This is a genomic window from Chryseobacterium sp. MEBOG06 (genome assembly GCF_021869765.1).
Taxonomy (GTDB): Bacteria; Bacteroidota; Bacteroidia; order Flavobacteriales; family Weeksellaceae; genus Chryseobacterium.
Genome location: NZ_CP084580.1, coordinates 3,499,214 through 3,516,083 on the forward strand (window position 1 = coordinate 3,499,214; position 16,870 = coordinate 3,516,083).

The window sequence follows — 16,870 nt, forward strand, 5'->3', positions numbered from 1 at the left end:
TGTGGAGTGGAAAATAATATATTCCCGATTCGCTTTCTTTTCCTTAGATCTGTTTAAATAGAAAATAAAATGAAAAAAATAAAGATTTTAAGTTTTTTAACAGCCGGATTACTTCTGTTCAACGCCTGTTCAGGAAGAAAAGATGACCCCAACTTTATTCGGGTAGGGATCACCTATGGCCCGGAGCAGGAAATTGCTGAAGTCGCCAAAAAAGTTGCAAAGGAGAAATACAATCTGGAAGTAGAGCTTATTCCTTTTAATGATTATGTAGTTCCTAATGAAGCTTTGACTAATGGAGATATTGATGCCAATGCATTCCAGCATATTCCTTATTTAAGTGAACAGTCCAAGCAGAGAGGATACCACCTCGTACCGGTAGGAAATACTTTTGTATTCCCTATTGTAGCTTATTCTAAAAAAATAAAAAATATCAGCCAGCTTCAGGATGGAAGTACCGTTGTGATTCCCAATGACCCTACCAATGGCGGACGTTCTTTACTTCTGCTGCAAAAAAGCGGTCTCTTAAAATTAAAAGACGGTGTCGGGCTCCTTCCGAAAGTCACTGATATTACAGCCAATCCTAAACAGCTTAAAATCATGGAGATTGAAGGCGCACAGATTCCAAGGGTTCTGGAAGACAGAGATGTTGTAGTAGGAATTATCAATAACAATTTTGCAGCTCAGGCCGGATTAAATCAGGAAAAGGAAGGAATCATTGTAGAAGATAAAGACTCTCCTTACGTCAATGTAATTGTAGCAAGACCGGACAACAAAGACAGCCAAAAAGTTAAAAACTTTGTAAAAGCCTACGAATCTCCTGAAGTGGAAAAGAAAGCTAAGGAAATCTTCAAAGGAGGAGCGGTAAAAGGATGGGATTAATGAATTGGAGTGGATGACAATACGAGAGTGGATAAGGGTAAATCATTTCATTTATTTTTTTTCTTTCTCAATTTTCCCCTCTTTACTTCTTTAAATATTCCGGAAACTTCCTGATGAATTTTCAACTTTTAACTGTCAATCAATCATGTGGCAGTTTTTTATTATTCATTTTTTTATTTTCTCAATTTGAGATAATAAAAATTTTCTTTACTTTTGTTATTCTTATCAAATAGAAAGGCATTATGTTAAAGAAAACCGTCATTATAAGTTTATTCACCTTTATTTCTGTTTCTTATATGGCTCAGACCAATACTACTCTACCGGTATATCTAGATGAATCCAAACCAGTAGAACAGCGTATTCAGGATGCACTTTCCAGAATGACTCTGGAGGAGAAAGTAGCTATGCTTCATGCGCAATCTAAATTCAGTTCACCGGGTGTTCCGAGACTGGGAATTCCGGAATTCTGGACAACAGACGGCCCTCATGGAGTAAGACCTGAAGTCATGTGGGACGAGTGGGACCAGGCAGGATGGACCAACGACTCTATCATCGCTTATCCCGCCCTTACTGCTTTATCTGCAACATGGAATAAAAAAATGTCATGGAACTACGGCAAAGCTTTGGGTGAAGAAGCCCGTTACAGAAAAAAAGATATTCTTTTAGGCCCTGGAGTTAATATCTACAGAACACCCTTAAACGGAAGAAATTTTGAATATATGGGGGAAGATCCTTATCTGACCTCAAAAATGGTAGTCCCTTATATTAAAGGAGTACAGTCTAATGGTGTGGCAACTTCTGTAAAGCATTTTGCCCTGAACAATCAGGAAATGTTCCGTCACACAAGTAATGTAAATGTAGACGACAGAACCCTTTATGAAATCTACCTTCCGCCTTTCAAAGCAGCAGTAACTGAAGGGGATTCCTGGACGATCATGGGGGCCTATGATATGTACAAAGGCCAGTATGCAAGCCAGAACCAGTACCTTTTAAATGATATTTTGAAAAAAGAATGGAATTATAAAGGAGTGGTAGTTTCCGACTGGGGTGCTGTAAACAATACCGAGCAGGCTATTCACAATGGCCTTGATGTTGAATTCGGCTCATGGACCAACGGGCTTTCTGCCGGAACCAAAAATGCTTACGACAATTACTATCTTGCCAAACCTTATCTTGATCTGATTAAGGCTGGAAAAGTAGGAACAAAAGAACTTGATGACAAAGTAACCAGACTGCTTCGCCTTGCCTATAAAACCACCATGAACCGCAACAAGCCTTTTGGAAATGTTGCATCTGAAGAGCACAAAGCAATCGCAAAGGAAATTGGAGAAGAAGGAATTGTTTTACTGAAAAACCAAGGAAATATTCTTCCTATTGATATCAATAAGGCTAAAAAAATTGCTGTTATCGGTGAAAATGCCATTAAGATCATGACGGTCGGTGGTGGTTCTTCCTCATTAAAAGTAAAATATGAAGCACTCCCTTTAGACGGAATCAAATCCAGGTTTGGAAAACAGGCTGATGTGCAGTATGCCAGAGGCTATGTGGGAGATATTGGCGGAGAATATAATGGCGTAAAATCCGGACAGGATTTAAAAGATACCCGTTCAGAATCTGAACTGATCAATGAAGCTGTAGAATTGGCAAAAAAATCAGATTATGTAATTTTTGTAGGCGGATTAAATAAAGCTGATTTCCAGGATAGTGAAGGAAATGACAGAAAAAGCTACGGACTTCCTTACAATCAGGACCACGTGATCACTGCTCTTGCTAAAGCCAATAAAAACCTGGCTGTTGTTTTAGTGACCGGAAATGCTGTAGCAATGCCATGGATCAAAGAAGTTCCAACTGTAGTACAGGCATGGTACCTTGGTTCTGAAGCAGGAAACTCCATTGCAGCTATTTTAGCAGGTGATGCTAATCCTTCAGGAAAACTTCCGTTTACGTTCCCTGTAAAACTTGAAGACAACTCAGCACATCAGCTGGGAGAATATCCTGGACAGAAAGATGAGCTGGCTGCAGGAAAAGGAAAGGATCAGAAAAACCCAATCAATATTACCTATAACGAAGGTATTTTTGTAGGTTACCGCTGGCACGACACTAAAAATATAAAACCATTATTCAGCTTTGGACACGGACTGAGTTATACGACTTTCGAGTTTGGAAAAGCAAAGGCTGATCAAACTATGATTTCACAAGACGGTAAAATCACTTTTACAGTAAGTGTAAAAAATACCGGAAAAAAAGCCGGAGCGGAAGTTGCCCAGCTATACATCAGTGATTTAAAATCATCTGTTCCACGTCCTGCAAAGGAATTAAAAGGTTTTGAAAAAGTATTCTTAAATCCTGGCGAACAGAAAGAAGTAACTTTTACAATTGATAAAACCGCATTAAGTTATTTTGATGCCGGCAAACACGATTGGGTAGCTGAACCCGGAGACTTCGAAGCACAGATCGGAAATTCCTCAGATGCTATTAAAACAAAAGTGAAATTCACTCTGAAATAAGTAAAAAATTGAAAGTTGAGAGCGCAAAGCTCTTCTATTTAATAATTATTTGATAGAATGCAAACAGATTCCGATGGGAATCTGTTTTTTTATTTTTCTTACAGACACAAAAATAGCAACCCTTGACTTGAAGATACTTTGTGAATAGGTGTACACTTAAAAACCTCATCCTTTTTTATTGGGAATCAGGCAGTTTTTTTCATAGATAGAAATACTCCGTCTCTCACTTCTTCCCTCTTAAAACTTTCAGGTTCCATACAATGAAAAAGCAGATTCCATTACTGGGATCTGCTTGTATTTCTTCTGACAGATTTTGAATTATTTTCCTCCGCCGGAGTTTTTCTCTACATCGGTCTTCGTATTTTCTTTTACCTTCTGGTTTCCGAAACGCTTCACAAAAGTAAGTGAAACCCCATACCAATCCCATTTTGAATAATCCCTGAACGTTCCGTCCTGGCTGTAGGTAGTGGTATCAGAATAAGGTCTTTTAAAAATATTCATCAGCTGCATACTTAGTTCCATCTGCGTTTTAGGGAATATTTTGGTTACCGAAATATTGTGAAAAACATTGGTATTATTGGCATATGAATTTCCGTTATTCTGATTGGCAATTTCCATCCATGCGCTCAGATTAATATTTTTATTGAAAAGATTGGTGTAAGATACATTTGCAGATCCGCCCCAATAGCTGATATAATCTTTACCCCCAATCTGATTTTTTTCATTAAAATCCTTATTGTTAATATAATACCATCCAAATCCAACATTCACGTTCAGTTTATTTTTCATAAAATTCTGATTGGTATTAGCGAACAAATAATATTTCTCTACCTTACCATCAAAGTTCCCAGGCACAGAAACCGTTCTCCCGTTCTCCGTGGCATAGGTTGTCCAATAATCCTGATTGGTATGCATATATCTTGCAGAAATAAAGTATTTCTTCAAAATTCCGAACTTCAGATAAAGACGGTCATTGGGATTAGGATTCAGATATAAATTTCCTCTGGAATACGTTCCGTTAATATCAGGAACAAGGAAAGGATTAAACTCGGAATACCATGGTCTCCATATGCTGCGGTTATAAGTAAGGCTGACATCATATTTATCCGAAAAGGTATACTTCACCAACAAATTGGGAAGAAATGTACCATACGAATCTTTTCTTTGTGTGCCTGCAACATCCTGCCCCACCTTGTAGTCAATATACTCATACCGAAGTCCTACTCTGGTTTCCAGTTTTTTAAAAAACGTTTTACTGTAATTAGCATATAAAGAGCTTATATTATCCTCATAATAAAAGCGGTCATTTCTCGCAAGATTATAATATTCCGATTTGACATCATTCATACTGAATCCGTAGAGACTGTTAGGAATAATATTATTATTAAAATCTGTTTTACCTCCTACTTCCAGCGTTCCTCCTGATTTCCCTATCGGCTGGGTATAATCTACTTTCAGGTAATAATTACGCATTTGACTGTTGCTGATTGCTCCCAGCTCTTCAGGTTTTGACGACCCCTGCTTGTTGATCAGGTTATCATTATCATACCCGGAATAATTAGTTCCTATATTGATGTCTAATATTTTACTCTTTTCTTTATCATAATATTTATAGAAAAAATTGGTTCCTAAAGTACGGCTGAATCCCCATGTATTCTGAGTCTGGTGATAGAAGTTATCAGGCTTTCCATCTTCTGACAGTCTCCCGTCTGATTCTCCGAATGACAAGCTTCGGTTTTGAAAATACTCCAGAACAAGCCCGATGTTATTTTTATCATTAAGCTCAAATTCTGAAGTGGAAGAAAGAGAAGGGCTTTCATTTCTTGATTCTGTTTCAACACTTGTTTTATTAATCCTGTTAGTTTTATAACGGGTATCCAGTGTTTCATTTTTCTGCACGTAGCTTCCATTGTTATAGCTCCCTATGAATGTTTGGGTAAATTTCTTCTTATGATAATTAAGATTAAAATTGGTATATTGAGAATTCTTGGTACTTTGTCTGTTATTCAGTGAGATACTTCCTTTCATCCCTTCATCATCTCTCTTTTTCAAGACAATATTGATAACGGATCCGGAAGTTTCATATCGTGAAGACGGGCTGGTAATAACTTCAATTTTCATCAGGTTATCAGCAGGAATTGTTTTTAGATATTCCTTTAATTCTTTCCCTGTAAAAACCGACTTACGGTCATTAATATATACAGTGACGGTCTGTCCTTCTGCTTTTACAGCATCATTATTATCTATACTTACCAAGGGAGTCATTCTAAGAACATCCCAGGTAGTGTTTCCAGCCAGAATAGCACTGTTTGCTACATTGAAGACGGTTCTGTCTACTTTGGATTCTACTGTGGGTTTTCTGGCAACAAGGGTAACCGCTTCTATTTCTTTTGCATTTGTTTTTACGGTATCCTTTGCAGTCTGGGCCTGGGCAAATGCCAAAGAACCCGTTAATACCGCGATCGGAAATAAAATTACTTTCATGAGAAGTTTAGTTTTATCTATAAGACCACTATCTCCCCCTAATTGTTACATCTAAAAGTAAAAAAAATGAAATAAATATCTAATTCCCAATAATATAACAAATAATCCCTCAAACATAAACATGAAAGCAATACTAATTCACTAACAAAATGAAATAATATCAATAAACTTCATAATAAAATATCTTAAAAAATTCATTCTAACGCAAAAAAAAATTATTTAAAAATCATCTATAAATACTTCCCGTTAAACGGATCCAAAGTCCTTGTTCAATAAACTTTCATCAAAAAAAGCCCGGATCTCACCCGGGCTGCTAGCAATAGCAAAATTACAAGGATTAATATTAAAAAATATGCTAGTTTAAACTTTCAAAATAATGGATAACACCTACTTCCGGCAGGTGGTGTTTATCCTGATTATACTCAGGTTCCTGATTCTTCGTATTTTCAAGGAAGGAATTACTGTAAAGGGCATAGGAAGGCTGTTCTGCCAATCCATTTTTCAGAAACTGGTGGGCTTCTACAATCGTTTTTCCGTATAGCTTTCTGAAATTCCCTATATTATATTGTGAAAACGACCCATAATGAACAATAAACTTTAGAGACAGATCAATGGTGGTACTTAAGCTTTTGCATAATTCTTCTATTTTCCTGTTGAAGGCATTTCTCATTTTCAAAAGCATTCCGGAAATCCTTTGATAAGAAGGATTTTCATCGTAGCGGTAAAATAAAATAGCATCTCCCTCAATTTCAGAAATTTCAAAATACTGATCATTCACATCAATAAGTGTAGACAATAGCTGCCTCACGATATATTCACCGGTATACAGTTTCGTATTGAATACAAATTCTGTAAATCCGCTGAAATCCGGAATAAGAATGATCCCCTCTTGTATAGTTGTCTTCATAATGATAATAGATTAAAAACCTGCTTCATCCTTAAAGACGAAGCAGATTCAATTTTACTTTATTGCCATCCGCCTCCTACAGAGCGATAGAGGGCTGTTATGGCATTCAGTCTCTGGGTTTTCAGAGAAGCCAGTTCCAATTCTGCCTGAAGCTTATTGGTCTGAGCAATGATTACTTCCACATAAGTCGCTGAGTTGTATTTAAATAACAAATCAGCTTTCTTAACAGCTTCATTAGTCTTCACAACCAGTCCTTCAGAAATTTTCTGCTGTTCTTCCAGTTTCTGAATCTGTACCAATGCATCAGACACTTCTCCCACGGCTTTTAAGACCGATTGCTTAAAGCTTATTTCGGCCTGATCTGCCAATACTTTAGACTGCTCATACTGTGTTTTCAGCTGTTTCCCGTTCAGAATAGGCTGGGCAACTGCTCCGGCAACCATTCCGAAAAGAGATCCGGGAACACTGAACCATTTACTGATCTGGAAAGCATTCACTCCTCCCTGAGCGGTAATATTCAATGAAGGGTACATACTCATTTTTGCAACATGAATGGCAGCTGCACTTTTTCTTACCCCAAGCTCGGCTGTTTTGATATCCGGTCTGTAGCTTAGCAATTCTGAAGGAATCCCTGCTGCAATATGATCCGGAGACTGTACATTATTGAGGCTTGCACTTCTTTCAATTTTCCCGGGCATTGAGCCCGTCAGTAAACTCAGTGCATTTTCCTGCAAGGTCACAGAACTTTCAATAGCTGGAACAGATTTCAGAATCTGATCTTTTGCAATTTCCTGTTGCTGCACCGCCAAAGCTGTTGTAAGCCCCAGTTCCTGCTGCTTAGTCAGAAACTTCAGGGTATTGTCAGCATAGGTCAGATTAGATTTTGTAATTTCCAGTTGAGTATCCAGCATCAGCAGATTATAATACCCCTGAACCACTGCAGCCACAACCTGTGTCTTTACAGCCTTTGCCGCCTCCTGAGTTTTAAGATATTCAGCTAAAGCCTGTTCTTTTCTTCCTTTAATCTTCCCCCAGATATCAGCTTCCCATGAAAAATTGACAGATGTAGTATAATCTTCCATATATCTTTTTCCCATGAACTGTCCTGCCATCATTCCGTTCATACTGTTGTCTGACGGACGGTTGATATTGGCATTGGCTCCGGCACTTATTGTAGGAATATTTCCCCATTTGCTCTGATTGTAAGCTAATGAAGCAAACTCAATCTGCTTTAAGGCCACCTGAAGATCATTATTCTGTATCATGGCCTTATCAATCAATCCTACAAGAACGGGATCTTTGAAAAAGTCTTTGTAGCTGATCTTCGCTATATTTTCATCTTGTTCTGCCACAATACTGTCACTTCTATAAGCTTCAGGCATTTTGATTTCCGGCTGTTCATATTGCTGAACCTTACAGGAAACAGCTGTACCCGAAATGAGCGCGATATAGGCTATATTTTTAATTTTCATTTTTAAAATCATTTGAATTAATATTCCCAGTCAGCATCCGTTACTTCTTTCCCATTGATTTTCTCATGCAAAGCCTGGAATACCACGAAGAGAACCGGAACCACAAAAATTCCTAAGATTGTCCCGAAAAGCATTCCCGAAATCGCTGCATACCCAATAGAATGGTTCCCCATTGCTGAAGGACCTACCACAAACAGTAATGGAAGCAATCCTGTAATAAATGCTAAAGAAGTCATCAAAATAGGACGCAGACGTGCTTTGGCACCTTCAACAGCCGATGCAATAAGACTTTTCCCTGCTCTACGTCTCTGAATCGCAAATTCCACGATCAGAATACCATTCTTTGCCAAAAGACCTATGAGCATTACCAAAGCGATCTGTACATAAATGTTATTGGAAAGCTCGGCAAACGTAATTCCTACAAACACACCTGATAATCCTACAGGAATAGCAATAAGTACCGCTAATGGAAGAATATAACTTTCATACTGAGCAGAAAGAAGGAAAAATACAAATACAATACACAATCCGAAAATCATTACCGACTGTGAACTGGAACCTGCTTCTTCACGGCTCATTCCTTTATAATCATAAGTATATCCCGGAGGAAGTACCTGTTTGCTCACCTCTTCTACCGCAGCCATTGCCTGTCCGGTACTGTATCCGGGAGCAGCCATTACTGTTAAGTTAGAAGAATTGAAAAGGTTGAAACGGTCTACCACTTCTGCACCTGTTACCTGCTTCAGGCTTACCAGGGTATTGATAGGAACCATCTGGCCTAAATTGTTTTTAACGAAAACACCATTCAGAGATTCTTTATCCTGTCTGGTCTCCGGTGTGGACTGTACCAGTACTCTGTAATATTTCCCGAATCTGTTGAAATCCGAAGCCTGAATACTTCCGTAATATCCCTGCATTACTCCCAGCACATCAGAAACGTTTACTCCCAGCTGAGCAGATTTCACTTCATCCACAAGTACTTCAAACTGCGGATAGGTAACATCAAATGTTGTAAAAGCTACAGCCACTTCCGGCCTCTGCATAAGCGCTCCCATCATTCCATAGGAAATATTTCCTAAGTTCTGAAGTTCTCCGTTTGTACGATCCTGAAGCACAAGCTCCATACCACTGGTATTTCCGAAACCGTCTACAGTAGGTGTATTAATCACCAGGAAATTGGCTCTTTTATCCTTAGAAAGCATTCCCTGAGTTTGTCCTATAATGTCATTGATATTATGAACAGGCCCTCTTTCTCCTCCTTTCTTTAATTTAACAAAAATAGAAGCTGCTGAAGATGACATAGAACCACTGAAAAGATTCAGTCCATCTACCGAAATTACTTTTTCTACTGCCGGATTTTTCATCAGGAGGTCTTCTGTATCTGAAACCACTTTTGAAGTTCTGTCTTTGGAAGCCCCGGGAGCAAGATTAGCGGTTACGATAATAAAACTCTGGTCTTCATCCGGAATAAATCCTTTAGGGGTAGTCACAGACATCCACGCAAATAATCCACCGAATACAACAAATATAATCAATGCGATCCATTTTCTTTTTAAAAGGAACAGGACAGCTTTCCCATACCGGAATGTCAGTTTATTAAAACCAGCATTGAATCCTGCAAAGAAACGGTCTTTGAAATTCATTTTTTCATGAGTTTCCGGATGATGCTGTTTTAAAAATAAAGCGCACAATGCGGGGCTCAGCGTCAGTGCATTGATCGCAGAAATAACAATAGCAATCGCTAAGGTTAATGCAAACTGCTGGTAAAATAATCCTGTGGAACCGCTCATGAACGCCACGGGAACGAAAACCGCAGACATCACCAGGGTAATGGAAACAATAGCACCTGTAATTTCACTCATTGCAGACATGGTTGCCGCTTTGGGGTTCAGTTTTTTATGTTCCATCTTGGCATGTACGGCCTCTACCACCACAATAGCATCATCTACCACAATCCCAATGGCCAGCACCAGTGCAAACAGTGTCAGGATGTTGATAGAGAATCCGAAAACTTTCATAAAGAAGAATGTTCCTACAATAGATACCGGAACTGCAATGGCCGGAATCAAAGTTGAACGGAAGTCCTGAAGGAAAATGTATACAACAATAAACACCAGGATAAATGCTTCTATCAGGGTATGAATTACCTGTTCAATAGACTGATCCAATGCTTCTTTTGTAGCATACGGGATTTCATAATCCATTCCTTCGGGGAAAGATTTTTCCAGTTCTTTCATTCTTTCCTGAAGGGCGATCTGTACTTCATTTGCATTAGATCCTGCCATCTGGAAAATAGCCATCGTCACAGAAGGTTTTTTGTTGTAATTGGAAGAAACCGTATAACTGTATGCTCCGAATTCTACTTTGGCAATATCTTTTAATTTCAAAACAGAACCGTCATTCAGTGCTTTAATGGTAATATTTTCATACTGTTCCGGCTCAGTGAATTTTCCTTTGTAACGAAGGACGTATTCCATGACTTCCTTACTTCTTTCCCCCAATCTTCCGGGTGCTGCTTCCAGGTTTTGGGTCTGAATGGCTCGGGAAACGTCCGAAGGTGTAAGGTTATATGAAGTCAGTTTATTAGGATCAAGCCAGATACGCATGGAGTAATCTTTATTCCCATAAACCATGGCATCTCCTACTCCTTTCACCCTTTTCAGTTCCGGTACAATATTGATCTTCGCATAGTTTTCAAGGAAAAGATCGTTCATAGAACCATCTTTACTGGTCAGCGAAACCATCGCAATCATACTGTTCTGTCTTTTTACGGTGGTAATTCCCGCCTGAATCACTTCTGCCGGAAGCTGGTTGGTTACCTGTGCTACTCTGTTCTGAACGTTGATGGCCGCCTGATCTGGATCTGTGCCCAGTTTAAAGATAACGGTAATACTTAATGTTCCGTCATTACTCGCTGTAGAAGTAATGTAGTCCATATTTTCCACTCCATTGATCGCGTTTTCAAGTGGCGGTGCTACTGATCTTGCAATGGTTTCGGAATTGGCTCCCGGATAAGCAGCAGTTACCATAACGGTAGGCGGTGCAATATCCGGAAATTTGGTAATCGGCAGACTGACCATGCCGACAACCCCCAGAATAACCAGCAATACGGAAATAACCGTTGCCAGTACGGGTCTTTTTATAATTTTCTTTAACATGATTTTTTCTTACGATTTTTTCTGTTGAGCATTTTTCTTTTGCGCCACTACAGGAGTCCCCGGCTGCAATCTGTCGAAACCGCTGACAATGTATTGATCCCCAGCTTTAAGACCTTTGGATACAATGAAATTATCTCCTGCTTTTCCATTTACTTCAACAGGCAGCATTGCCGCTTTCCCGCCTTTGATTGTGAATACAAAAACTTTATCCTGAATGGTTCTGGTAGAAGCAATCGGAAGCAGAACCACATTGCTGTAAAACTGGTCCAAAAGGATTTTCCCGGTATTTCCACTTCTTAAAAGATTCTTCGGGTTATTGAATTTTGCCCTCAAAGTAATAGAACCTGTAGTTTTGTTAAACTGCCCTTCCACGGCATCAATTCTCCCGGCTTCGGCATATTTTTCACCACCGGATAGCAACAGCGATACCGTAGGGGTGTTTTTGATCACCTCATCAATGCTGCTTCCCACATATTGTTTCTGAAAATTATTAAAGTCATTTTCACTTAAACTGAAGTAGGTATACACCTGATGAATATCCGACAACAAAGTGATCGGATCCTGATTACCCGGCGTCATAAGACTTCCCAGACGATAATTGAATCTTCCGATAAACCCGCTTACAGGAGCTTTAATCGTAGAGAAATTAAGATTAATCTTAGCAGATTCGATGGAAGAAACCGACTGGCTTACCGCTCCCCTTGCCGCATTATAAGCAGCCTCTGCTTCTTTGACCTGAATCCCCGAAACCATTTTATTTTTAAACAGTTCATTTTTCCTGTCCAGATCAATTTTTGAAGTTGAAAGATTAGCCTGTGCAGTAATCAAAGCTGCCTGTGCGCTTTTCAACTGTTCACGAAATATCTGATCTTCAATTTTGAACAATACCTGCCCTGCCCTTACGAAGTCTCCTTCATCTACAAAAATTTTGCTTAAATATCCTGTAATCTGTGGTCTGATCTCCACATTGGAAATTCCTTCTACGGATGCTGCATATTCTCTGGAAACAGAAGCATCTCCCTGCTTCACGATTTCTACGGGAAGCTCCGGTGCCTGCTGTTGATAAGACTGATTTTGATTATTTTTCCTGCATCCCGCCAAAACAATGAGCGAGAGGAAAAGTATGGTTGATTTCTGAATAAAAAATCTTTGCATAACAATATTCCTTTTAAATTTTCCGCACAAAAATCGAGCGAAAAAAATTCAATAGGATTATTCAAAAAACTCCTTATTTTGTCAAAAAGACTCCTCATTTTCGAAAACATGAGAAATATCATTTATAGATAAAATAAATGAGATAATTTACTATTTTGAATCAAAAAAAGACACGATTTTATCAAAAAGACACCTACAAATACAACCCATTCATTATCAATACAAATCATCTTTACGATATTCCAAAGGAGATCTCCCTGTATGCTTTTTGAAGAACTTACTGAAAGAAGCCTGATCAGAAAATTTAAGCTGGGCAGCCACTTCACTGACATTAAGATTGGGATTCCTGAGCAGCAGCCTGGCTTCTACTGCCAGCACCTGATGAATGATATCTCTTGGGGATTTCAGTACGGCTTTATTGATCACTTTTGTAAGGTATTTCCTACTGATACAAAGCTTATCAGCATAGAACTGAACGTTATGCTCTTCTTTGAAATGATCCTGAACCAGCTTAAAAAAACCAGTTGTGAGCTCATCTTCTCTATGGGTTACCACATGAGGCTTCTCTATCTTTTTAAAATAATTGTCAATTTCGTAGATCACCAGCGAAAAGTGATGCCAGATCATTTCATTGAAATAATAATTTTCTTTTTCCTTATTGTTCAGAACCTTCAGTTCATCTAGATGAAAGGTTATTTTCCTGTACACATCCGGCTCATTTCTGATAATATGTGTAGGATCTGATGATAGACTTTTCAGAACATTATTGGATTTATAATTAAAACCCGCATCAGAAATAAAGTCCAGTGAGAAGAAGATATATTTTGAATGGTAATCGTCAGAAATCTGATCCACCCAAAATGTTTCGGAAATGGGACAAAAAACAATATCTCCTTTTGAAACTTCATAGCTTTTATCATCAAGCCTGAAGCTTACACTTCCCTGCTGTACGAGAAAAATACAGAAATAGTCTGCACGATAAGGAATATTAGGCTTTATCGCGTAATTTTCCCTGTCAATTTCCATCACCACAAATTCTTTGATCCTAAGATCAAATTCTACCTGTTGCAAAACTTCATCAAAAGCCAACTGTGAAACAAACTCAGGCTCCTGGAGGATTTTTTTAGCCATTGAAAGGAAATTATAACACGAAGGTAATACTTTTGTCGGTAAAAGGAGAAATCGCAAAAGAACAAAGAAGCCAATAACAGGATGCGTCCATCTATTCTTTTACAGTTTTACTACATAACTTCAATGATCAGTTCTTTTTCATAGCCATTATATTTTTCATCGATGTAACCATGAGGATTACATATGATTTCCGTATTTTCTATTTTGTAACGGTTTGGGGTATGGATATGCCCATGAATCCAATACAATGGCTGGTATTCTGCTATTATATCTTCCAGATTGGAAGCGTAGGCCGAAGTCAATGGATCTTCTTTATACTCTTCCGGAACAGACCGGATATCTGGAGCATGATGGGTAACCACTATATTTTTGAGTCCTTTTGACGTTTCAAGGCTTTCTTTTAACCATTGTCTTGAAATCTGATGAATTTTAAAGGTATCCATTGTTCTCATTTTAGAATAAGAAGGATCTCTCCTGATCATTTTGTAATCATTCATTTTGGGCTGGCAGATCATTCCGTAATGAATGGGATTTCCAAAGATTGAAAAATCAGTCCACAGAGTCGCACCATGAAAACGGATATCTTCAATGTCTACAAAAGAATTTTCAAGCACAAAGACGTTTGAATCCCGGGCAGCTTCTTTAATTTTATTCAGAGTTTTTGGATAAGAACCTTTATAATATTCATGGTTACCTAAGACATAGATCACCGGTTTATCGGATATTTTCTCTTTAATCCAGTCAATCCCTTTTGTCCCCAGATTGACATCTCCTGCCAGCACAACAACATCGGAATTATCAAAACACAATTCCGTACTTCCGAATTCCTGATGAAGATCACTGATGATTTGTATTTTCATATCACAAAAGTAGGCAACAGAAAAAAACCGGCAAAAGATTAATAAAAAAGTAGAAAAAAAAAGAACCGACACCTTAAGCACCGATTCTCTCTCATATAGTTTGTGTAATTTTAAGGCCGCTTATGGTAAAACGGCTACATCAGCCTGCTTCACTTTTAAGCTTCTTAGTATAAAATAAAATAACATTCCGATCGCCAGAAGAGCATACCCTATGAGGATAATCAGATTCAGGCTTCCTACAGCAAATTCCGAAGGAAAGACCTGGCTCATTAAGGTCATGAATGATAATCCAATCCCAGCTCCCAGGAAGTAACTTGTAGAACTCAAACTTGATGCCAATCCGTAATTTGAAGGTTCAACATCCTGAATTCCCATTACTGAAAGGGCTGTAAAACAAAATGTCATTCCTACTCCGGAAATGCATGCTGCACCTAATAAAACTAATGACAGCGGGTGTCCTGTATATACTGATGTTAATAACAGCAATCCTCCCGCCAGCATAAAGAGCCATCCGAACACGCCCATCTGGGAAGAGCTTAGCCTTTTTGAAATATAAGGCAAAATAAACTTTGCAGTCAATGCCGATACAACACTGAAGGGAACAAGCATCAGCCCTGCAGAAGCAGCACTATAGTCCATATCTTTTTGAAGCATCAGGGAAATAAGGAATAAAAATCCGATAAAAAATGCTCCCAGGGCAAAGAAAGCCAAGTTAGAAACCACCAGCGACCTGTGCTTAAAAAGTTTTAAATCAAATAAAGGTTCTGCAACAGATTTTAAGCGGAAAAACGTCATGATCAAAAGAAATACAGCAAGAATAAGCGAACCTACCACAAGGAAGGGTTGTTCATTAATATGAAGCAGCTCATGGGTTCCATACGTTAAACTTAAAAGCCCCAGTACCATCATGAGTCCGGAAATAAGATCTGTTTTCTGACCGGTTTCATTTTTCTCATCTGCAGGCAGATAGTAATATGAGAGCACCAGCGTTATAAGAAGAACAGGTACATTAATAAGGAAAACCCAGTGCCAGCTCATATAAGTACTTATAATTCCTCCTACCGAAAGTCCGCTACCGGAACCAATTGCCGCAAAAGAGCTAAAAATTCCGATTGCACGATTCCGTTCCTGTTCTCCTCTGAAAGTATTGGTAACAATAGATAAGGCTGAAGGCATTACTAAAGCTGCTCCCAAGCCCTGCAGGGCACGGAATACAGCCAGCACTTCAAATCTCTCAGACAAACCTGCACCCAGGGAAGTCAGCATAAAAATCAAAGCTCCCCACATAAACATTTTCTTTCTTCCAATCTGGTCGGAAAGCTTACCGCCAATAATCAGGAATCCTCCAAAGAATAATACATAGAGGGTTTGCAGCCACTGAACGGTCTCTGCTCCAATCTGAAACTGTTTCTGGATAGCGGGAATCGTTAAATTAATAATAGCAATATCCAACGCCTCTACAAAAGTTCCTACTGATGCCAGTATTAATATTACACTCTTCCTCGTATCCATATATTCAAATTTCCTGCAAAATTAAAATTAACAGAACATATATAAAAATTTAACATTAAATTTGGAACAATATTAAAAATATAAAATATTTTAAAGAACAAAACACCTGTTCCTACAAATAATAACTTCTAAAACAGAACAAAATGGCAGCAGAAAACTATATTCCGGATGAAAAAGACTTGTCCATCCTACGCCTTCTTCAGAAAGATGCTAAAATGAGTGTGCGTGATATTTCCGCAAGAATCAACCTGAGCCCCACTCCTACTCATGAACGTATTAAACGTTTGGAAAAACAGGGAATCATTAAAGAATACACAGCCGTGGTGGACCGTAAGAAAGTGAATAAAGGAATGATGGTGATCTGTATGATTGCACTGAATGTCCACAATAAAAAAACTGCGGGAAAATTCATTGAGGAAGTCAGTAAACTGAAAGAAGTTGTGGAATTCTATAACATCAGCGGAGACTTTGATTTTATGCTTAAAATACTTTCTCCAAATATGGATGAGTTTCATGAGTTTTTTGTGAACAAGCTTTCTGAAATTGAAGGCATTGGACAGACGAAGAGTATTTTCGTTATGAGCAGCATAAAGGAAAGCGCACAGATTGTTTAATAAATAAAAAGAAGCGGTCTCAAAAGGTAAAATCTCAGAAATGACAAAAACTGTCCTACGGGAGTCCAAGAGAAGGTACTTTTGAGAAAACCTCTTCTAATCAGGGAAGTTGTTCTGTACAAATGTACAAATCCGTTATTATGCTTTTATTGTAAGCGTGAAGTTTAGAAATCAGACTTAATCCTGTATTT

At 38.5% G+C, this 16,870-nt stretch carries 11 protein-coding genes; 3 read left to right on the top strand and 8 right to left on the bottom strand.

From position 1 onward, the window contains the following. The first annotated feature begins 69 nt into the window (after positions 1 to 69). Both metQ and LF887_RS16095 read left to right on the top strand, forming a co-directional pair. Entirely contained in the window at positions 70 to 879 is an 810-nt protein-coding gene (metQ, locus tag LF887_RS16090; RefSeq protein WP_236855271.1) for a methionine ABC transporter substrate-binding lipoprotein MetQ, read from the top strand. A 296-nt stretch (positions 880 to 1,175) separates the two neighbouring features. After that, complete coding sequence (locus LF887_RS16095; protein ID WP_410681167.1) at positions 1,176 to 3,386, top strand: glycoside hydrolase family 3 C-terminal domain-containing protein; 2,211 nt, start codon at positions 1,176 to 1,178, stop codon at positions 3,384 to 3,386. Positions 3,387 to 3,704: 318 nt separating this feature from the next. Here the strand turns inward: LF887_RS16095 and LF887_RS16100 are convergent, their stop codons facing one another. The 8 genes from LF887_RS16100 to LF887_RS16135 form a co-directional block, all read right to left on the bottom strand. Beyond that, complete coding sequence (locus tag LF887_RS16100) at positions 3,705 to 5,870, bottom strand: outer membrane beta-barrel protein (protein WP_236855273.1); 2,166 nt, start codon at positions 5,868 to 5,870, stop codon at positions 3,705 to 3,707. 355 nt (positions 5,871 to 6,225) lie between these two features. Beyond that, positions 6,226 to 6,777 carry a DUF2652 domain-containing protein gene (locus LF887_RS16105; RefSeq protein ID WP_236855274.1) on the bottom strand — a complete coding sequence of 184 codons (552 nt, stop codon included), beginning with the start codon at positions 6,775 to 6,777 and terminating at the stop codon, positions 6,226 to 6,228. A gap of 59 nt (positions 6,778 to 6,836) precedes the next feature. Then, a complete protein-coding gene (locus tag LF887_RS16110) occupies positions 6,837 to 8,249 on the bottom strand; it encodes an efflux transporter outer membrane subunit (protein ID WP_236855275.1) in 1,413 nt (470 codons plus the stop codon). Positions 8,250 to 8,266: 17 nt separating this feature from the next. Further along, positions 8,267 to 11,407, bottom strand: a complete 3,141-nt coding sequence (locus LF887_RS16115) for an efflux RND transporter permease subunit (protein ID WP_236855276.1) — start codon at positions 11,405 to 11,407, stop codon at positions 8,267 to 8,269. Between the two features lie 9 nt (positions 11,408 to 11,416). Continuing rightward, positions 11,417 to 12,562 carry an efflux RND transporter periplasmic adaptor subunit gene (locus LF887_RS16120; RefSeq protein WP_236855277.1) on the bottom strand — a complete coding sequence of 382 codons (1,146 nt, stop codon included), beginning with the start codon at positions 12,560 to 12,562 and terminating at the stop codon, positions 11,417 to 11,419. Between the two features lie 216 nt (positions 12,563 to 12,778). Then, entirely contained in the window at positions 12,779 to 13,693 is a 915-nt protein-coding gene (locus LF887_RS16125; protein WP_236855278.1) for an AraC family transcriptional regulator, read from the bottom strand. 110 nt (positions 13,694 to 13,803) lie between these two features. Next, a complete protein-coding gene (locus tag LF887_RS16130) occupies positions 13,804 to 14,553 on the bottom strand; it encodes a metallophosphoesterase (protein WP_236855279.1) in 750 nt (249 codons plus the stop codon). 120 nt (positions 14,554 to 14,673) lie between these two features. Next, entirely contained in the window at positions 14,674 to 16,065 is a 1,392-nt protein-coding gene (locus tag LF887_RS16135; protein ID WP_236855280.1) for an MFS transporter, read from the bottom strand. Positions 16,066 to 16,208: 143 nt separating this feature from the next. Between LF887_RS16135 and LF887_RS16140 the strand changes: the two genes are divergently transcribed. Continuing rightward, positions 16,209 to 16,679, top strand: a complete 471-nt coding sequence (locus tag LF887_RS16140; protein ID WP_236855281.1) for an Lrp/AsnC family transcriptional regulator — start codon at positions 16,209 to 16,211, stop codon at positions 16,677 to 16,679. The last annotated feature ends 191 nt before the right edge of the window (positions 16,680 to 16,870 follow it).